At 69.7% G+C, this 19,351-nt stretch carries 16 protein-coding genes; 8 read left to right on the forward strand and 8 right to left on the reverse strand.

Translation table 11 applies throughout. The annotated features are described in order from the left end of the window. Nucleotides 1–137 precede the first annotated feature (137 nt). Nucleotides 138–488: a hypothetical protein gene (locus ACLML9_RS19155; protein WP_411946812.1), complete on the reverse strand. Its 351-nt coding sequence runs from the start codon at nucleotides 486–488 to the stop codon at nucleotides 138–140. 312 nt (nucleotides 489–800) lie between these two features. Between ACLML9_RS19155 and ACLML9_RS19160 the strand changes: the two genes are divergently transcribed. The 3 genes from ACLML9_RS19160 (at nucleotide 801) to ACLML9_RS19170 (ending at nucleotide 5,573) form a co-directional block, all read left to right on the forward strand. Beyond that, nucleotides 801–2,384, forward strand: coding sequence for an AIM24 family protein (locus ACLML9_RS19160; protein WP_411946813.1), 1,584 nt, complete (start codon nucleotides 801–803; stop codon nucleotides 2,382–2,384). A 40-nt stretch (nucleotides 2,385–2,424) separates the two neighbouring features. Next, nucleotides 2,425–3,990 carry a phytoene desaturase family protein gene (locus ACLML9_RS19165; RefSeq protein WP_411946814.1) on the forward strand — a complete coding sequence of 522 codons (1,566 nt, stop codon included), beginning with the start codon at nucleotides 2,425–2,427 and terminating at the stop codon, nucleotides 3,988–3,990. 131 nt (nucleotides 3,991–4,121) lie between these two features. Continuing rightward, nucleotides 4,122–5,573 carry a three-helix bundle dimerization domain-containing protein gene (locus ACLML9_RS19170; RefSeq protein ID WP_411946815.1) on the forward strand — a complete coding sequence of 484 codons (1,452 nt, stop codon included), beginning with the start codon at nucleotides 4,122–4,124 and terminating at the stop codon, nucleotides 5,571–5,573. Nucleotides 5,574–5,620: 47 nt separating this feature from the next. On the opposite strand, the gene ACLML9_RS19175 is transcribed toward ACLML9_RS19170, so the two are convergent. Together ACLML9_RS19175 and ACLML9_RS19180 are read right to left on the reverse strand one after the other, a co-directional pair. Beyond that, entirely contained in the window at nucleotides 5,621–6,541 is a 921-nt protein-coding gene (locus ACLML9_RS19175) for an LLM class F420-dependent oxidoreductase (RefSeq protein WP_411946816.1), read from the reverse strand. Between the two features lie 57 nt (nucleotides 6,542–6,598). Further along, the gene (locus ACLML9_RS19180; protein WP_030520614.1) at nucleotides 6,599–6,817 is read right to left on the reverse strand and encodes a hypothetical protein; all 219 of its coding nucleotides are present in this window, start codon (nucleotides 6,815–6,817) and stop codon (nucleotides 6,599–6,601) included. A 303-nt stretch (nucleotides 6,818–7,120) separates the two neighbouring features. Here ACLML9_RS19180 and ACLML9_RS19185 point away from each other — a divergent pair, with 303 nt between their 5' ends. Together ACLML9_RS19185 and ACLML9_RS19190 are read left to right on the forward strand one after the other, a co-directional pair. Next, entirely contained in the window at nucleotides 7,121–9,226 is a 2,106-nt protein-coding gene (locus ACLML9_RS19185) for an AMP-binding protein (RefSeq protein WP_411946824.1), read from the forward strand. Between the two features lie 222 nt (nucleotides 9,227–9,448). After that, nucleotides 9,449–10,819, forward strand: a complete 1,371-nt coding sequence (locus ACLML9_RS19190) for a metallophosphoesterase (RefSeq protein WP_411946817.1) — start codon at nucleotides 9,449–9,451, stop codon at nucleotides 10,817–10,819. Between the two features lie 110 nt (nucleotides 10,820–10,929). Here the strand turns inward: ACLML9_RS19190 and ACLML9_RS19195 are convergent, their stop codons facing one another. Next, nucleotides 10,930–12,171 carry a phthiocerol/phthiodiolone dimycocerosyl transferase family protein gene (locus ACLML9_RS19195; protein ID WP_411946818.1) on the reverse strand — a complete coding sequence of 414 codons (1,242 nt, stop codon included), beginning with the start codon at nucleotides 12,169–12,171 and terminating at the stop codon, nucleotides 10,930–10,932. A 150-nt stretch (nucleotides 12,172–12,321) separates the two neighbouring features. Between ACLML9_RS19195 and ACLML9_RS19200 the strand changes: the two genes are divergently transcribed. Continuing rightward, nucleotides 12,322–13,098 carry a siderophore-interacting protein gene (locus ACLML9_RS19200; RefSeq protein ID WP_411946819.1) on the forward strand — a complete coding sequence of 259 codons (777 nt, stop codon included), beginning with the start codon at nucleotides 12,322–12,324 and terminating at the stop codon, nucleotides 13,096–13,098. A gap of 16 nt (nucleotides 13,099–13,114) precedes the next feature. Here ACLML9_RS19200 and ACLML9_RS19205 read toward each other — a convergent pair whose 3' ends face one another. Beyond that, the gene (locus tag ACLML9_RS19205) at nucleotides 13,115–13,891 is read right to left on the reverse strand and encodes a M50 family metallopeptidase (protein ID WP_265807940.1); all 777 of its coding nucleotides are present in this window, start codon (nucleotides 13,889–13,891) and stop codon (nucleotides 13,115–13,117) included. 238 nt (nucleotides 13,892–14,129) lie between these two features. Here ACLML9_RS19205 and ACLML9_RS19210 point away from each other — a divergent pair, with 238 nt between their 5' ends. Beyond that, the gene (locus ACLML9_RS19210; RefSeq protein ID WP_411946820.1) at nucleotides 14,130–14,594 is read left to right on the forward strand and encodes a hypothetical protein; all 465 of its coding nucleotides are present in this window, start codon (nucleotides 14,130–14,132) and stop codon (nucleotides 14,592–14,594) included. 3 nt (nucleotides 14,595–14,597) lie between these two features. On the opposite strand, the gene ACLML9_RS19215 is transcribed toward ACLML9_RS19210, so the two are convergent. Both ACLML9_RS19215 and ACLML9_RS19220 read right to left on the reverse strand, forming a co-directional pair. Continuing rightward, entirely contained in the window at nucleotides 14,598–15,815 is a 1,218-nt protein-coding gene (locus tag ACLML9_RS19215; RefSeq protein ID WP_411946821.1) for a PucR family transcriptional regulator, read from the reverse strand. Nucleotides 15,816–15,979: 164 nt separating this feature from the next. Then, a complete protein-coding gene (locus ACLML9_RS19220) occupies nucleotides 15,980–16,504 on the reverse strand; it encodes a DUF3558 family protein (RefSeq protein WP_411946822.1) in 525 nt (174 codons plus the stop codon). Between the two features lie 205 nt (nucleotides 16,505–16,709). Between ACLML9_RS19220 and ACLML9_RS19225 the strand changes: the two genes are divergently transcribed. Beyond that, nucleotides 16,710–18,149, forward strand: coding sequence for an MDR family MFS transporter (locus ACLML9_RS19225; RefSeq protein WP_411946825.1), 1,440 nt, complete (start codon nucleotides 16,710–16,712; stop codon nucleotides 18,147–18,149). Here ACLML9_RS19225 and ACLML9_RS19230 read toward each other — a convergent pair. After that, a complete protein-coding gene (locus tag ACLML9_RS19230; protein WP_411946823.1) occupies nucleotides 18,133–19,116 on the reverse strand; it encodes a hypothetical protein in 984 nt (327 codons plus the stop codon). The genes ACLML9_RS19225 and ACLML9_RS19230 overlap by 17 nt on opposite strands. Between the last annotated feature and the right edge of the window lie 235 nt (nucleotides 19,117–19,351).

Below are 19,351 nucleotides of genomic sequence, written 5' to 3' on the forward strand. Positions count from 1 at the left end.
CGCAGCGACTGCGGGGCGGAGTCACGACCGGGGGTCACCGGGCCCCGACCCGCGGCGCCGGAGGCGCCGCGAATAAACACAGATCCGCCGATCGGCCTCGCGGCGAGGAGGTCGATCGGCGGATCGGTGCGCCGCCCTCAGGCTGCGGCGGCGTGGCGGAGGGAACCTATCGCGGTGCCGACATCGTCGACATCGACGACCAGACGGGTGTAATCGTGGCCCCGCAAATCGATGCGGACGGCGTTGCCGCCGAAGAAGGTATCCCAGTATTCTTTCCGGCCCTTGCCGCGGAAGGTGCCCGCGGCGATCGCGCCGGGGAAGAACACGCCGGGGGCGCGAACCCAGGGGGGCCGGCGGTCGATTTCGGCCGGTTCGACGGCCACGATATTGGTGAGGTCGAAGGTGATGTGGTCACACAGCGACAGCACTCGGTGTGCGCCGCGGACGTGAACAGTGACGGTGGTGCCGGTGATCTCGAAGTCCACCATGGGTTCCTCCCTGATGCCGAGTGCCGCTCGTCCAATTCCAGGATGCCGCCGTGGCCTGGCCGTTGGCTGTGCTGCGGCTGTGAAGATTCTCAGGTTCGCCGGCGGTTCACCGGAGACATCGTCGTCGGGCGCGGTGGCGTTTCGTCGCAGGTGGTGTGCCTGCGGGCGGCGTGTCGAATACTGCGGTGGCGCGGCGCGGGCGCTATCGGTCAGACTCGTCGGTGTGGATCAGAAGTCATACGGGTGGGCGGCCGGGGGCCGGGGGCCCGGGGAGTACCCGGTCCGGTACGTATCGGGTCGGGGTGATACGAGGTGACCGCGCTCGCTCCGGGGGAGAACCGGCCCGCGCCGGGTGACCGGCTGACGGTTACGGTGACCTGTTCCGCGCCGGTGGACGTTTCGGCGCTACTGCTCGCCGCGAATGGAAAGGTCAGGTCCGACGGCGATTTCGTTTTCTTCAACCAGCCGGCCGGGCCGGGGGTGACCTACCGGCACGGGCGGGGCGCCGGCGATGTCGTCGACGTGCAGACCCCCGGCCTGCCCGGCGATGTCGAGCGGGTCGTGGTCACCGCGAGCCTGGACGGCAGCGGGCCGCCCACGTTCGGTTCGGTGGGGTCGCTCACCGCGACGGTGACCGGGCAGCAGGGCACGCTCACCTTCGCGGTGTCGAAGCTGAGCACCGAGACGGCGGTGGTCTGCGTGGAGATCTATCGCCGGGCGGGTGCGTGGAAGGTGCGCGCGGTCGGACAGGGATACGACAACGGCCTGGCGGGTATCGCCACCGATTTCGGGGTGAACGTCGACGACGAGCCGGTTCCACCGGCCCCTCCCGTACCGTCCACATCCCGTACCGATCCCACCACGATCGCCGATCCCGCTGCGGCGCAACCGTATCCGTCTCCGCAATATCAGGCGCCGCAGCATCAGGCACCCCCGTATCAGCCGCCGCAGTACCCGCAGCACCCCGGCCCGCCACCGGTGCCGCCGCCCGGGTACCCCGCCGCGCCGCCGGTTGCCGGGTATCCGCAGGCGCCCGGGTATCCGCAGGCGCCCGGGTATCCGCCGCAGCAGCCGTATCCACCCGGGCCGGCCCATCCGGCGCCGCCCGCCCCCGCGCACCAGCCCCCCGCATATTCTTCCCAGCAAGGAGCTCAGCCGATGCACAGCGAGCTGTTCGACCCGCGTCATGCCGAAGTGTCCGGAATGGGCATCCAGAAGCAGGGCAGCAAGATGATCAAGGTCGGCGTGAACGGCGAAACGCTGGTCCGTTCCGGATCCATGGTCGCCTACCAGGGTGAGCTGCGTTTCCAGGCGCTCGGTTCCGGCGGGATCGGCCGGGCGATCCAGCAGCGGCTCACCGGCGAGGGCGTGCCGTTGATGAAGGTGTCCGGGCGCGGTGATCTGTTCGTCGCCAACGGGGCGGCCGATGTGCACATCATCGATCTGGACGGCACCGACGGGCTCACCATCAACGGGTCCAATGTGCTCGCCTTCGATCCCACCCTGGGTTACGACATCCGGATGGTGCAGGGCGCGGCCGGGTTCGCCAGTAACGCCGGCCTCTTCAACTGTGTGTTCACCGGCCGTGGCCGGATCGCCATCACCAGCCACGGCGGCCCGGTCGTACTGAATGTCGATCAGCCCACCTATGCCGATCCGCAGGCGGCCATCGCCTGGTCGTCGAGCCTGCAGACGAGCGTGAAACGCAATGACTCCTTCGGGCTGGGCCGGCTGATCGGCCGCAGCACCGGGGAGGGCATCACCCTGTCGTTCTCCGGCCGGGGTTTCGTGATCGTGCAGCCCTCGGAGCTGCCGCCCGGCGGTATGCTCGGCGGGACCGGCGGCGGGCAGGAGGCCGGGCAGAGCGGCGGCCTGCTGGGCGGTCTGCTCGGTTAGCCTCACCGCCGCCGCGGCGCCGGTGTGGTATCGACGTCCTATGGTGATGCGGTCCCGGTACGACGTAGTGATCGTGGGCGGCGGGCACAACGGCCTCGTCGCGGCGGCGTATCTGGCCCGCGCCGGACAGTCGGTGCTGGTGCTGGAACAGGCGGCGGCGACCGGCGGCGCGGCCATCTCGGCACGGGTGTTCGACGGAGTCGATGTCCGGTTGTCCCGGTACTCGTACCTGGTCGGTTTGCTGCCGGACCGGATCGTCGGCGATCTGGGCCTGCGGTTCCGGACGCGCAAGCGGCGGATCTCCTCCTATACGCCGGCCGGATCGTCGGGTCTGCTGGTCGACAACCGGTCACCGGCGGCCACCCGGGACAGTTTCGTGCGGGTCACCGGATCGGAGCGTGAGTTCACGGCATGGCAGCGGTTCTACGCGATGACGGGGGACGTGGCACGGGCGGTTTTCCCGACACTCACCGAACCGCTGCCGACCGCCGACCGGCTGCGTCGGCGGGTGGGCGACCGGGTGTGGGCGGAACTGTTCGAGCGACCCCTCGGCGAGACGATCGAAGAGTATTTCGCCGACGATGTGGTGCGCGGGGTGGTGTTCACCGATGCTCTCATCGGTACGTTCACCCACGCGCACGATCCGTCGCTGGCCCAGAACCGCTGTTTCCTCTATCACGTGATCGGTGGCGGTACCGGCGACTGGGAGGTGCCGGTGGGCGGTATGGGTGCGCTGACCGACGCGCTGGCCGACGCGGCCCGGGCCGCGGGGGCGGAACTGGTGACCGGTACGGAGGTGACCGCAGTGGCGACCGACGGGCGCACCGCGGCGGTGGATTTCGCCGGGGCGGCGGCCGGGACCGTGGCGGCGCGGTATGTGCTCGTCAACGCCTCGCCTGCCGAGGCGGCCCGGCTCCTGGGCGAACCCGTCGACGGGAAACCCGAAGGCGCCCAGCTGAAGATCAATATGGTGCTGGATCGGCTGCCGCGACTCCGTGACCCCGCGGTGGCCGCGCACGATGCGTTCGCCGGGACGTTCCATATCGCCGAGACCTATGCACAGCTGGCGCGGGCATACCGGGAGGCGGCGGCCGGCCGGCTGCCCGCGATCCCGCCCGCGGAGATCTACTGTCACACCCTGACCGATCCCGGTATCGCGGCCGGTTCGACGCGGCACACCCTTACGCTTTTCGGGTTGCACACTCCGGCAAGACTTTTCGAAGCCGATCCGGAAGCCGCGAAGCAGGCCGCGGTCACCGCGAGCCTCGACGCGCTCGACAGCGTACTGGCCGAATCCGTCCGGGAATGCCTGGCCCACGATGCCCACGGTGCGCCATGTCTGGAGGCCGCCACACCGGTGGATCTGGAACGTGCGCTGCGACTACCCGGCGGGCACATCTTCCACGGTGATCTGTCGTTCCCCTACCGGGCCGGGCCCGGGGACACGCCCGCGCAACGCTGGGGCGTGGAGACCGGTCACGCGAATGTATTGCGCTGCGGAGCGGGTGCGGTGCGTGGGGGCGGGGTGAGCGGAATCGGCGGGCACAATGCGGCCATGGCCGTCCTCGAGGAAACCGCCGCCCAGCGGCCGGGAAATGCCGGGTGAACTCTGGTCGGAGAATCGGCGCTCACGCTCACTGGTGGGAGTATCCGAATACTTTGTGGCGGTAGCGTTGTCGGCTGTGGATCGGCCTCGCGGGTCGTTTCGATACCATGTCCGGCGCCGAGGAGATATACGTGGCACTCGATACCGTCCCGAAGAGCAGGGCCTCCGAGGACAAAGTGGCTCGTGAGCAGAAAGCGATACGTGAACTCGCGGGCCGGTTGTCCGCCGCCTATTCCGAGGATCGCTCGCCCGACGAGGTGGATACCGCGATCCGATCGGCGCACGACCGGTTCGCCGGAAGTACGGTGCGCGATTTCGTTCCCATTCTGGTGGAGCGGGTGGTGCGCCGGGAATTCGAAGCCGCCGAGGAGGCCGGCGCCGCCACGGCGGTCACCACCCCCGGCGTCGCGCCCGTCTCGGTGCACAAGGGCACACCGGCCGCCGCGGTCGAACCGGCCGATACCGAACGCCCGCTGCGGACCGACCGCCGCGGGCTGTTCGCGCTCGCGGGCGCCGCGGGCGTGGCGGCGGTGGGCATCACGGCATGGGCGGTATCGCGACCCGATTCGGCTCCCGCCCCGGCGGCGCCGGTCGCGGGAACGCCGTTGACGAAGGTCACCGGGGTGGTCGGTTCGGAGAAGGCTTCTTTTTTCGCCGACGAGCGGGTCGCCGGGGTGTTCGCCGCGCACGGCTACGACGTGCGGGTCGAGGCGGCGGGGTCGCGGGAGATCTCCACTTCGGTGGATCTGGACGGCCGGGCGTTCGCGTTCCCGTCCAGTCTGCCGGCGGCCGAACGGCTCAAACGCGAGGTGGGGGTGAGCACCCAGTTCGTACCGTTCTATTCGCCGATGGCGATCGCCACGTTCACCCCCATCGTGCGGCTGCTGGACGCGGCCGGAGTGGTGAAGTTCGACGGCCCGGCGCCGAGCCTGGATTTCTCCGCCTATATCGAGCTCGTACAGCGCGGTGTGCAGTGGGCCGAACTGGTCGGTAACACCGCCTACCCGGTGGGAAAGAACATCCTGGTCAGCACCGCCGACGCCCGGACCTCGAATTCGGCGGCCATGTACCTGGCGGTGGCCAGCTATGTCGTCAACGATCACGCGGTGGTGCGCGGCGCCACCGCCGAACAGCATGTGCTGCCCACCCTGCAGCGCCTGTTCCTCGCACAGGGCTACACCGAGGGCTCCAGCGCGGGGCCGTTCGAGGAGTACCTCACCGCGGGGATGGGGCCGACCCCGATGACCTGGATCTACGAGGCGCAGTATGTGGCGGCCGCGGTCGAGGGACGCTTGCGGCCCGATTCGGTGTTGCTGTACCCGTCGCCCACTGTGCTGTCCCGGCACACCGTCGTTCCACTCACCCCGGAGGGCGAGGAGATCGGTGCGCTGCTGCACACCGACGCCGAGTTGCAGTCGCTGGCCGCCGAGCACGGTTTCCGGACCGGGGATATCGCCCGCTTCGACGAAGTGGTCGCCGAACACGACGTACCGGTGTCCCCGGATCTGGTCGATATCGTGGATGTCCCCGCCTACGAGACCCTCGAGCATCTGATCGACGGGGTGGCCGCCGCGTACCGGTGATCCGGCGTCCGGGCGGACGGAGCCCGCGGCCCCGTCCGCCCCTCGGGTCACAACTGTGTGGCGACCTCGTCGGCGATGAGCGCGAGATGGTCCAGATCGGTGAGGTCCAGGATCTGCAGGTAGATCCGCTGGGTGCCGATCTCGCGGTAACGCCCGATCTTGTCGACCACTTCCGCGGGGGATCCGGCCAGTCCGTTGCCCCGGAGTTCGTCCACCTCGCGGCCGATCGCATCGGCGCGGCGCGCGATCTCGGCCTCGCTGGAGCCCACGCAGGCGACCAGCGCATTGGAGTACACCATGCTGTCGGCCGCCCGGCCTCCCGCGGCGACCGCGGCGCGTACCCGGTCGAACTGGGCGGCGCTGTCGTCCACCGAGACGAACGGGGCATTGAACTCGGTCGCGTACCGCGCGGCGAGCCGCGGAGTGCGTTTCGGTCCCTGGCCGCCGACGATCACCGGTACCGGCTGCTGCACCGGCTTCGGCAGGGCGGGGGACTTCACGAGCTCGTAGTACTTGCCGGTGAAATCGAAGGTGTCACCGAGCCGGGTCTCCCAGAGCCCGGTGATCACGGCCAGCTGTTCTTCGAAGCGGCCGAATTTGTCATCCGGGAAAGGTATCCCGTACGCGGTGTGCTCGTCGGCGAACCAGCCGGTGCCGAGTCCGAGTTCCACCCGGCCGCCCGACATCTGATCGACCTGGGCCACCTGGATCGCCAGCGGACCCGGCAGCCGGAAGGTAGCGGCGGTGACCAGTGTGCCGAGGCGGATCCGGCTGGTCTCCCGGGCCAGGCCGGCCAGCGTGATCCAGGCATCGGTGGGGCCGGGCAGGCCGTCGACCGAGCCCATGTGCAGATAGTGGTCGGAACGGAAGAATGCCCCGAAGCCGAGGTCCTCGGCGGCGCGGGCCACGCTGAGCAGTGTCGGGTAGTCGGCGCCCTGCTGTGGTTCGGTGAAGATTCGCAGTTCCATAGACCTCATCGTGCCGCACCGGTCCGGGGGCGGGCGCGGGTGGCATACCCTGGCGGGTCAGGCGGCCGGTCCGGTCATCCGGGTGGGTGACACCCGATCGGACCAGCCGCAGGGCAGCGAGCAACTGGCAATGACGAGGGTCTCGATCTCGCCGTTGTCGAATACGCGCCGGGTGGATTCGGCGCGGGCCGGATATCCGCAGGACGCGCATTTGCCGAAATAGTCGAGGATCTCGTCGATTTGGGTGATGGCCACCCGGCGTCGGGTCTGGTGCATCGTGGTCCTCCGGATCGCAAACGAGTGGTATGTGGCCGAATGTAGTTCTCGCCCAACAGCTGTACGGGCGGAGTGAGCTGTCGCTGGGAGTTCTCACACCGGGACGGTCGGCGGGCGTGGACAAGCTCCAACGGGTGCGTCCGGCACCTGTGGTGAACACCGGGCAAACGGCTTCGTGACCTGTCACAGACCGTTGCTACTCGCTGGTAACAAATGCGGCGCCGAGCTATTGTGAGAGACATTACAGATGGGTTACCCCGCCGGCCCAGTTGTTCGTTGCGGGCCGACGAGAAGTTGCGGGAGTTGGTTACCGACGTCATCGATATGGTCGCGGAGATCCCCGCAGCGCGTGCCGCTGTCTGGGAGCTGCTCCTCGACCCGCAGACCTATCCGCGGGTGTTCACCGGTATCGGCGCCTGCTCCAGGCTGGACCTGCCCGGGGCCGAGCCGGTATTCGAATTCCGGCTCGGCACGCCGGAGGCCGGTATCCGGGTGCTGCGGGTGCGTGTGGTCACCGGCCGCTGGTACGAGAGCCTGGAACTGCACGCGCCGGAGATCGGTAGTTTCGCGGCGTTGCGGATGTACGGAGAAGGCGACCGCAGCACCGTATCGATCACTTTCTTCGCGCCGGGGCGGGTGCATCGGCACCTCACCGAGCTGTCGAATTCGGCGATCCAGGACTGGACCGCCAAGGGTCTGCGCCGGATCGCCGATATCGTGCGCGGCGCGCGGACGTCCACGGTGGTCCACGGGGAAGGCTCGCTGGTCCGCCGCCAGCTCGAGGTGCTGCGCCAGGTCACCGTCAGCGGTGTGGTGCGTACCCGGCCCAATGCGGTGATGAAACAGCTGCTGTCACTGAACAAATGGGGTTTCAACCTGGCGGGTGGTTATGCGGCCGGCGCCGCCTACGCGCCGGCCCGGCCCGCCGTGGTCGACGATCAGGGGGCCCGCACCTTCGCCGAAATGGACCGGCGCAGCACCGCCCTGGCCGGTGCGATGGCGGGCCTGGGACTCGGCGCGGGTGACGCGATCGGACTGCTGTCCCGTAATCACGCCGGCATGGTCGAAACCATGGTGGCCGCCGGCAAACTCGGGGTGGACGTCGCACTGCTCAATGCCGGCCTGTCCGCGCGCACCATCGAACAGATCGTGCAGCGGCACCGGCTCTCGGCCCTGTTCGTCGACGGCGACCTCGAACAACTGGTCCGGTATCTGCACGACGACCTGCCCCGGTTCAATACCGACCTGCGGCCGCCGTTCCCCGGTCGGTACACCCTCGAGGACCTGATCGAAAGGGGGGAGACGGGGTTCCGTCAGCCCGCCCATCCCGGCCGGCTGATCGTGCTCACCTCGGGTACCAGCGGAATCCCCAAGGGCGCGCGCCGGCCGCATCCCAAGGGTTTCGGCACCATCGCCGCGCTGCTGTCGCGGATCCCGCTGGAGATGGAATCGACCATGCTCATCCCGGCACCGCTGTTCCACACCTGGGGGCTGGCCGGGTTGCAGCTCAGTACCGCGTTGCGGTGCACGGTGGTGCTGCCGGAACGTTTCGATGCCGAGGACTGCCTGCGCGCGGTCGCCGAACACCGGGTGACCACGGTGATCGTGGTACCCACCATGGTGAATCGGATCCTCGATCTGCCCCCGGCGGTACGGGCCCGCTACGACACCTCCAGCCTGCGCCAGGTGATCAGTTGCGGGGCGCCCCTGGCCGGAGCCACGGTGCTGCGGTTCATGGACACCTACGGCGATATCCTCTACAACGTCTACGGATCCACCGAGGTCTCCTGGGCGACCATCGCCACCCCCGCCGATCTGCGCTTCGCGCCCACCACCGCCGGGCGGCCGCCGCTGGGCACCCGCGTATCGGTGCTCGGACCCGACCACAAACCGGTGCCGATCGGCGCCACCGGGCATATCTTCGTCGGCAACCACATGCTGTTCGACGGCTACGTCAATTCCGCGCCCCCCGACGAGGCGCACGGCATGCTCGACACCGGCGACCTCGGATACTTCGACGTCAACGGCCGGTTGTTCATCGCCGGCCGGGACGACGAGATGATCATCTCCGGCGGCGAGAACGTCTTCCCGCGGCCGGTGGAGGAGGCCCTGGCGCATCTGCCCCAGGTCAGCGAAGTCGCCGTGGTGGGCGTCCCGGACCCCGAATTCGGCCAGCGACTCGCCGCGTTCGTGGTGAAACACGAAGGGGCGGGCCTGGATTCGGATATGGTGCGCACCTATATCCGGCATCGGCTGAGCCGGTTCTCGGTACCCCGGGATGTGACGTTCATGTCGGCGTTGCCGCGCGGGGAAACGGGAAAGATCTTGAAATGGCTGCTCGCCGGACGGCAGGACGGGGACCTCCCACCGTCCGGTCCGGTCGGGCTGGGGGTCACCGGGTCGGTGTGACGGCGGCCGCGGGCAGAATCCGCACCGCGGCGCGAATGCCGGTGTGATGCTGAGCTACCCGATGATCTCGGCGACATGGAGTTATCCATGGTTGCCGGACGGGTCACACGGAGGTGTATGCCGCCGCTGGGCGGGATAACGGGTGCGGGGGCCACGGTGGGCCGGGCGGCGCGGGGTAGATTCATCAGCCGCACAATCAATCGGTCGGGAGAGGCATCCTCCGTGGTAGTAGTTTCCGTGCTCACCGGACTGGCCGTGGCGTGGTTGATCGCCGGCCTGCACTGGTACCTGTGGCGGCGGCTCGTTCGCGACACCACGCGGGACGGATCTCGCTGGCGGATACCCGGCGGTATCGTCCTCGGGGCGGGCGCGATCGCGATGTGTGGCGCCTTCGCTGTGATGTTCGTGGAGGTGGACCGGGCCGACTGGCGCTGGCTGACCTGGCCCGGATTCCTGTGGGCGGCGGTGTTCCTCTACCTGCTGCTCGGCGTACTGGCCGGGGAGGTCGCCCGGCCACTGCTGCTGCGGGGCCTGGTCCGGCGTGACGCCGGCACGGCCGCACCGGCCGGTGGGGGCGAAACCTCCACCGCGGCGCCCGGAGCCGTCGAAGCGGGTGTGACGCCGCAGCCGGTCGGCGCCGCGGTGGGAGAATCGCCCGGTCCGAGCATCCCCCGGCCTGCCCGCCCCGGCCCGGCGGCCCCCCTCGGGACGGATCCCGGCGCCGCGGTATCCGGCGAGGCGCCGCCACCACCGGTATCGCGCCCCCTGTCGCGACGGCTACTCGTCTCCCGGCTGGCCGCCGGGGCCACCGTGATCGCGGCCGGCGCGATCGTGGGGACCGGTACCTACGGGGTCCTGAACGGGCCGGTGGTCCGGCGGGTCACCGTACCGCTGGCGAAGCTGCCCGCACAGGCCCACGGACTGCGCATCGCCCTGGTCAGCGATCTGCATCTGGGTCCGGCGCTGGGCCGCGCGTTCTGCGAACGGGTGGTGCGCACGGTGAACGGCACCCGTCCCGACCTCATCGCGGTCGTCGGCGACCTCGCCGACGGCACGGTGGACGATCTGCGAGCCGAAACCGACCCGCTGGCCGCTCTCACCGCGCCCCTGGGCGTCTACTACGTACCGGGCAACCACGAATACTTCGCCGACGCCGACGCGTGGCTTGCCCGGGCCGGTGAACTGGGGATGAAGGTGCTGCTCAACGATCGGGTGTCGCTGCCGGACTTCGATCTCGCCGGGGTCGACGATCCGCGGGGGACCGCTATCGGCCGGGGACCCGATTTCGCGGCGGCTCTCGATGGCCGGGACACCGCCCGGGCCTGTGTACTGCTGGCCCACCAGCCGGTCGTGGTCCACGAATCGGTGGCGTACGGGGTCGACCTCCAATTGTCCGGGCATACCCACGGCGGACAGCTGTGGCCGGGCAATCTGATCGCGCGGCTGCCCAACCCGACCGTGGCGGGGCTGGAGCTGTACGGGGCGACCGCGCTGTATGTGACCCGCGGCGCCGGTGCCTGGGGTCCGCCGGTGCGGGTGGCGGCCCCGTCGGATATCACGGTGCTCGAGCTGGCCTCGCTCCAGGGCGTCTGAACACCCGATGCCCGGTCCGTGTGCGCCGGAGCGATGCTCGGGGTCGCGGTCTCGCGGCGGTGCCCGCCCGGCAACGACGCACCGGGACGATCGCACCGGCTCCGCGCGGGTCAGAGGCGGGTGAGCAGATTTTCCAGCCGTTCGATCCGGGGTGTCTGCACCGGCGTGAACTCGGGGGGATGGTGGATCTCGACGCTGAGACGGTCGTCGTAGGTGGTGATGATGCTGGTACCGCCGCCGGCCTGCGGGGGGCGGCGTCCGGTCGGATCGGGTTTGGCGATCATGGTGGTGCGGAAGTCGTGGATCCGGAGGGTGGGCGCCGACAGCCGGGGTAATCGGCCCCAGTTCGTGGTCATCACCGTGTCGAACGGGTTGGCGGGGGGCGCGGCCAGGGTGTCGGGGAGCTGGAGCGGGGTCTGCTGGATGTAGCCGGAGGCGAGGTCGGTGCGCAGGGCGTGGAAAACTCCGTGTGCCAGGGCCGGGAGTGTGGCCTCGGTACCCGGACCGGGCCGGTAACCGGCGAAGCCCAGCACATTCGTTCCCTCCGTCGGGGCGATGGGAGGCCGGACCCGGCGGCGCAGATCCACCGAATACGAACACAGCAGTTCGCCGACCGGCAGCTGCCGTGCCTCGGATTCGGTGAGCAGCAGGGCGGCCGCCACCAGGCTGTGCACCGTCACCCCCGCCCGGTGCCCATACGCGACGAGCGCGCCGGTCTGTTCCCGGCTCAGCCGGCAGCGCGTGGTCTGCAAGGGCGGGTACGGGTGTTCGTTCGCGTTGAGCGCATCCGCCGGGGGCAGCGGCGGTGCGGCCCGCGGCGGCGCGGTACCGCCCGGGACGGGCCGGCGAACGACTCCCCGGCCGGCGAGCAGATCCTCCACCGGCATCGGCTGCCTGGTGGGCGGGAGCGTGGGTGCCCGTCCGGCCGCGGCGGCCACATAGCAATGCCACAGCTGCTCGAGCAGGTGCAGGGCATGGGTGGCGTCGGCAATGCTGTGATGCACCAGCAGCGTGACGCCCGCGGTATCCCCCGAGCGCACCACGTGCAGTGTGCCCAGGGCTCGCCGCTGATCCGGTTCGGCGCCGGTGAGCAGCTGTTCGGGGTCGCCGTCGGCGACGGTCAGCACGATCTCGGGCGGACCGGAGGTGACCAGGGTGTGTCCGACCGGCTCGGTGGGCGCGAGCTGCGCTCCGAGGATGGGATGGGCCGTGACCAGGACTTCGAAGGCGGCGGCCAGCGCGCTGAGATCGATCCGCCCGGACATTCGGGCGCAGTATCCGACGAAGACCTCGCTGAATGCGAAGATCTGTTCGCTGGGCGCCAGCGGGCGGATGACGGTTGCCGCGGTCATGATTGGTGCCTTCGTCCGGAAGTTTGTGTGAGGTTAACCCAAAAACGGTTGCTTGCCGGATATTTCGGTCAGTACGAGACGGACGCTACACAACCCGCCCGACCCGGCTGGTACGTTCGCTTAGGTAAGCCTAATTTTGAAGGAGGCCGGATGGCCAGAAAGCGCACGACCATGACCGTCGCCCGGACGGAGTGGCTCGGCCCCCATATCGTGCGGGTGTATCTGGGTGATCCCGGATTCGACGATTTCGATGCGAGCGAGTACACCGACGCGTATGTGAAACTGCTGTTCGACCGGCCCGACGGCGAGGTGATGCGCACGTACACGGTCCGTTCGGTGGACACCGCGGCCCGCGAGATCGCCATCGATTTCGTGGTGCACGGCGACGAGGGGATCGCGGGCCCGTGGGCCGCCGCGGTACAGCCCGGCGAACAGGCCACGTTCTTCGGGCCCGGCGGGGCCTACGCGCCGCGCGCGGACGCCGACTGGCATCTGCTCGCCGGTGACGAGGCGGCGCTGCCCGCCATCTCCGCCGCTGTCGAGGCACTGCCCGAGGGGGCGCCCGCGAAGGTGTTCATCGAGGTCGCCGACGCGGCCGACGAGATCACCCTGACCACCAAGGCGCTGGTGGACGTCACCTGGGTACACCGCGGCGGCGGCGCGCACGAGGTCGGCGACGATCGCGCCGGCGACAACGCACCCCTGATCGGCGCGGTTCGTGCGGAGCCGTGGCTGCCGGGCCGGGCGCAGGTCTTCATCCACGGGGAGGCGCAGGCCGTGATGCACAACCTGCGCTCCTACATCCGTAAGGAACGTGGTGTCTCCGCGGAGTTCGCCTCCATTTCCGGGTACTGGCGCCGGGGCCGGACCGAGGAGAGCTTCCGGGTCTGGAAGAAGGAACTCGCCGAGGCCGAGAGCGCCGGCTGAGCGCGGCCCGGCGGGATCAGTTCGCCGGGCAGTCCGCGCCGTTGGGGACCGGCAGGCAGATCCCCGCGGTCGCCGACAGCAGCAGGCCCGCCCCGGCCACGAGTGCGCCGAGGGCGACGGCCAGGAAGACGGCCACCCAGAGCAGGCCCGGCAGCCGGGTGAGACGGGCCAGCTGATCGGCGTCGGTGGTGCCGTCACGCATCCGGGAACGGGTGCGCTGTAGCTCCAGTACCGGGCGGCTGCCGGCCAGCAACAGCAGCCAGGTCGCGAGGTAGGCGAATCCGGCCTGCAGCGCATCGGAACCGAACCACGACACCCCGAAAACCAGTGCGCCGGTACTCACCACGGAGATGACGCCGTACACGTTCCGGATCATCACGAGCATCACGGCCAGCGCGGCGATCGCGATCCACAGCATGAGGGTGATGCGCCCGGCGCCCAGCAGCGCGGCGAAGCCCAGTCCCACCAGGGGCGGGGCCGGGTAGCCGGCCAGCGCGGTCAGGATCATGCCGAGCCCGTAGGGTTTTCCGCTGGACACCGTGAGCCCCGACGTGTCGGAATGCAGGGTGATGGCATTGAGCCGGCGTCCGCTCAGCAGCGCCACCAGCGCGTGTCCGCCCTCGTGCGCGATGGTGACCACATTGCGGGTGATGCGCCACAGCGGGCCGTAGGCCACCAGTACCAGCGCCGCCACGGCGGTGGCGAGTACCAGCCACGACGGCGGCGCCGCCTGGGTCGTCGTGAGCCGCTCCGCGATGGAACTGCTGCGGTCTATCAGATCACCGGTATCCACCGCCGCACCATAACCGGGGAGCGCGGCGGGGCGCGCGTCGTGGGCCGGACCCGGGCGACCGGGCGGTGCCGGTGGGCGACGGCACGAAACCGAAGTATCTGTTGATGGGACGTCTCACTATCTTTGCCGACCCGAGTTCCGAGGTGGACCGAAGTCCGGGCGATGTGTCGGCCGGAGAAGGGTGGGTAACTATACGTTTGGCCATATCGGTTGCCGGTCGCTGGTGGAGGGAGCACGTATGTGCACGGGTGAGCAGTACGACCGTGAGCCGGAGGAGTCCGGGCAGGTGTTCGAGGTGCCGGATCCGGCGGAGCTGATGCGGATCTGGTCGGCCGACAGCGCCCGCCCGGCGGCGCGCGAACGGCCGGGAGCGGATTTCGAGACGGCCTTCCGGGTGGGACTGGGCATGGCGCTGGCACTGCTCGACGATTCGGATCCGTCCGGACGTCAGGTACTGGCCCGGCTCGAGGTGGCCGCCGCGCGCTGGGCGCGCGAGGAGGTGCCGCTCGAGACCATTCAGCATGCCCTGCACGAAGGGGTGAAAAGTGGTTTGGGCCTGCGTAGTTCGGCGGCGTGGCGGACCCTGGACGCCGCGGCCGGGAGCGTGGACGGATGTTTCGTCGTCGATGTGCTCGATACGCTCACCGCGGCGGTGTCGCGCGCCTATGTGGCGCAGGTACGCAGTGGCCGGGAGCGGGGGTAGGGGTCAGTTCGCCCGGTAGCTGCGGGCGACCAGCGCGGACCGCAGATACCACAGGCCCGACGGCTGCGTGGGATCGAAGCCGGTGAGCTGGGCGACCCGTTTGAGCCGATAGTCGATCGTATTGGTGTGGATGTGCATGAGACGCGCGGTGCGCTGCCGGTTCAGGTTGTTGCTGATATGGCGCTGCAGGGTCTCCAGCAGTTCCGGGTGATCATCGAGCGGATCCAGGAGAGACCCCAGGTATTCGCGGCCGGGGCCGGGCCGGGTCAGCTGGTATTCCAGCGCCATATCGTCGAACCGGTACAGTCCGGGCACACAGTCGAGCCGCTGGACCATATCCAGCAGTTCGTGCGCCTGATCCGCCGCCGAGGGCACCTCGGCGGTGGGGGCCTCCACCACCGCGGCGCTGACCGGCACCTGGGCCGCCCGCGACAGCTGCGCGACCAGTTCGTCGAGCTGCTCGCCGGTCAAGATGTCGGCGGGCAGCAGGACCGTGCCGCCGTCGACGCTCAGCAGCGACAGCGCCGAATCCTCGCAGCGGGTCGCCAGTTCGGCCTGGACGCGGCGCAGTTTGCGCCGCGCCACCACCTTGCCGTCGAGCGCCGGGATCGCTTCGTCCGGATGGGCCGGAATGGCCATCGCCAGCACGGTGTAGGCGGGGGCGATCTCGATCCCGCATTCGCGGGCCATGGTGGAGGTGCTGTGCCCACCCAGCAGCGCGGAGGTCAGGGTGTGCACGGCGGTGTGGTGCTCGCTCACCACCGACCGCAGTTCGCGGACGTAGGCCATGGAGATACAGACGGTCATCGTGTCCAGCATTTCGACGACCAGCTTGGCCCCGTCGACCAGCGCCGAATAGTCGGTGACGGTGGCATTGGACACCACCAGGTCCAGGCCGAGCCGGAAACCCTCGTGCACGGCGTGGTGGATGGTGTCGATCGGGACGCCTTCGCGCGCCCAGCAGGCGGCGGCGTTCTCCAGCCGGCGGGTCTTCTCCGGAATATCCTTACCGTCGAGCATGCTGACGGCGAGTTCGAGGCAGGTCCGGGTGATGGTGGTGACATCGCCGTGGATCGCATCGCCCGGCAGCGTGCCGCAGGGAACCACGTTCTCCACGAAATGGCCCACCATGTGGCGGGACAGTGTGCGCACATCCTGTAGTGGCGCGGACATGGGCTGGCCGGATAGCGTCAGCTTGGTTCTGGTCGTGTCGACGGTCATGCTGCTGACTCCTTCTACCCCTGGGCGGCGAGACTGCGGCTCCACAGTAATGATCATGTGTCGTATTCCGGGCGGCTTTACGAACTCGACTGGACGACCGTGCAGGCACCAACCTTGCGGTTGTGACCGGTCACAGTGGTGCGAGTAATGGTCGAACCCGCTGATCAGGCCGGAAACCCGGGCGCAAGGGCGCTTGCCGCGCGCTCGGCTCGGGTACAGGCGTTCTCGGCCGCGGCCGGGGCACTGTCGACCCGCACCCGCACCACGCCGCCGCCCGCGGTGGGCAGGGCGACGGTGCACGTCGTCGCGGTATCGGAGGCGCCGGTGTGCAGTAGCCGGCCGGTGCGGTTCGCGAGAGTGACCTCGGTGCGGGTATCGCCGTCACCGGCGACTTCGTCCGGCGAACCGTCGGCGGAGAACAGCACGCGCAGCGCGGCCCGCTTGCTGCTCCACCCGCAGCCCGCCCAGCCCGGTTCGGTGGCCACATCGCGCCGGATCGAGCCGGGTGCGAACCCCGAATCGGTGAGCAGGCCGGCGGGGAGACCACACGGATCCCAGATCGCCGCGGGGTCCGCGGGTTCGGCCGCGCCGCCACAGCCGGCGGTGAGAATCGCGACGGCGGCGGCCGGCCCACCGAGCAGGATCCGGCCGGAAACGCCGGGGCGGAGCGAACGTAGCGGTGTGCACATGGCGCGGATGCTATCCACCGATCCCGTTGCGCCACAGCCACTCTGTGCGGGCTCACAGCGGCTCGGGAATCAGCGCTACCCGGCTGCACAAAGGGACACTCCCGTCTCATCATGTGGAAATGCGGCGGCGCTCGCGGTGGTGTGGGGAATACGGTGACCCGGCGATCGTGTTGAGGTGTCCGGTCCGGGAGAAAGAGGTGCGGCAGTGGTGGCGGAGACGGTGCGAACCGAAGTGGGGCTCCGCTCCGAACGTGGCCCGGTCCTCGGATCGCTCATGCTGGCCACCGGTCTGATCGCACTCGATTCCACCATCATCGCGACCGCGGTGCTCACCATCACCGAGAGCCTGGGCGGTTTCGCCCAGTTCCCGTGGTTGTTCTCCGTCTATCTGCTCGCCCAGGCCGTCACGGTGCCGGTGTACGGCAAGATCGCCGATACGGTGGGCCGTAAACCGGTGCTCCTGTTCGGCATCGCCGTCTTCGCTGTCGGCTCGCTGCTGTGCGGGCTCGCGGGCAGCATGTTGTGGCTGATCGTGTTCCGGGCCGTGCAGGGTATCGGCGCGGGGGCCATCCAGCCCATGACCATGACCATCGCCGGTGACCTGTACACCCTGGCCGAGCGCGCGAAGGTGCAGGGTTATCTCGCGGGCGTCTGGGCCTTCTCTTCGGTCTCGGGTCCGCTGCTGGGGGGCGTGTTCGCCGAATACGTCGGCTGGCGGTGGATCTTCCTGGTCAACCTGCCGCTGTCGGCGTGGGCGGGGTGGATGCTGCTGCGTCACTTCACCGAGACCCCGGCCCGGCAACGCCGGCGGGTGGACTACGCCGGTGCGGTGCTGCTGACCTCCGGGGCGGGTGCGCTCATTCTCGGGTTACTCGAGGGCGGCCGCGCGTGGGCCTGGGACGCGCCGATCAGTATGGCGATCTTCGCCGGCGGTGCCGCGGTACTGGCGTTGTTCGTCCTCGTGGAACGCCGGGCCGCCGATCCGGTACTGCCGCTGTGGCTTTTCACCCGCCGCGTCGTGGTCGCCAGTTCGGCGATCTCCGCGCTGGTGGGTGCGCTGCTACTCGGTCTCACGTCCTATGTGCCGACCTTCGCCCAGGGCGTTTTGGGCGCCGGGGCGGTGGTGGGCGGGCTGACGGTCGGCGCGCTGACCCTCGGCTGGCCGGTCTCGGCATCCCAGTCCGGCCGGGTGTATCTGCGGATCGGCTTCCGGCGCACCGCACTCATCGGCGGCGTCACTGCCACCGTCGGGGCCGTCGGCACCCTGTTCATCGGGCCCGCGACCCCCATTGCCCAGGTCGCGGCCACCTGTTTCGTCATCGGTCTCGGCATGGGGCTGGTGGCGAGTCCGACCTTGATCGCCGCCCAGACCAGCGCCACCTGGGGTGAACGTGGCGTGGTGACCTCGGCCAATATGTTCGCCCGGTCCATCGGGAGTGCCGTGGGTGTGGCCGTCTTCGGCGCACTCGTGAATTCGCGGGTCGGCGATACCGGCACCCCCTCGCCGGCGGCGCTGGCCGAGGGGGTGCATCTGGTGTTCGTGGCGGTGGCCGTGATGGCCGTGGCCATCGTGCTCGCCTCCGCGCTGATGCCCGGCCGAGCGGAAGCGGCCGGGCAGCAGCGAACCGTCACTCCCGGGCGGTGAGCACCTCCACCCGCTCCCCGGCATCGAATTCGATCACCTGGTGGACCCGGGAATCGCCGACCGGCCCGAGATCGGCGACGACGACCTCGCCGCGCCGAGCGATCGATTCGACCAGGGCCTCCTGGGGATTGCCGTCCGATCCGGCGATCAGGATCCGGTCCCCGACCGCGAGCGCGTCGGCGCGGACCCCGCTGTCGATCAGGCGCGGAGTGAAAACGCCGCAGTAGGTGCGGCCGGCGGAGTCGCCGACTCCGCGCTGGGCGATCGTCCACCAGACGGGTGTGGTGCTGTCGCCCGCGGTCCGGCGGTGCCAGCGCAGGACCCGATCCCGGCCCGCTTCGGCGGCGGCTCGGCTCTCGTGCACCGAGACATGCCGGCGCACGGGCGCGCTGCGCGGTTTCACGGTGCCCGCGGCACCGTCGACCACCAGGATCCAGGTGGCGGACTGTTCCTGATCGCGGGCCGCGTTGACGCGTTTGGCCAGTGCCTGACCCGGGGTCGCGCCGAGCCGATCGGCGACCTCGGCCAGGTTCTCCGCGAGCCCGAGCGCGCGCAGGAAGGCGGCCACCTCGATTTCGGCGGTATCGAGCCGCTGGGCCAGGACCGGCATGGGTGTGCGGTCACGCCAGGCACCGCGCGCGATGTGCTCGTGCTCGGTGAGCCAGAGCGCGGACGGGCCGTGCCGATGATGGTCCAGTACGACAGCCCACCAATCCCAGTGCGGATCGGCCGCCATCCGATCCTGGATCCAGCCGGCCCGGTCGTTCGCGCGTACTTTCTCCTCCGGCGGGACGAAGTTGCGCAGTGCCGCCTGGACGGCCGACGGCGTCCGCCCGAGTTCCGCGGCGATCTCGGGCAACCCCTTACCCGCCCGCAGTTCCGCGGCGATGGCCCGGTATTCCGATTCGCGCCACGACGTCCCGTGCTGACGCGGCGGCAGCAATCGTTCCTGTCCGATTTCACTCATCACAGAACCCCCGGTTCCGAAGCGCCGGAGGGGTTTCTGATGCGGCCGGTCCGCCGGCCGCATATTACCCCTCCGACTGTGTCCTACCTGCATGATTCTACGTGGGGGGTCCGACAGAAAACGGCCTCGCGGCGCCTGGGCGGGCCGGGGTCGTACGGAGATTTTCCGTTCCGGCGCAACGATTTCGGCGCGCCGGAGCCGGGTGGCGAGCCCGGCTGCGGCCCACCGGTTCCGG

Source organism: Nocardia sp. NPDC002869 (assembly GCF_046764065.1).
Lineage (GTDB): Bacteria > Actinomycetota > Actinomycetes > Mycobacteriales > Mycobacteriaceae > Nocardia > Nocardia rhamnosiphila.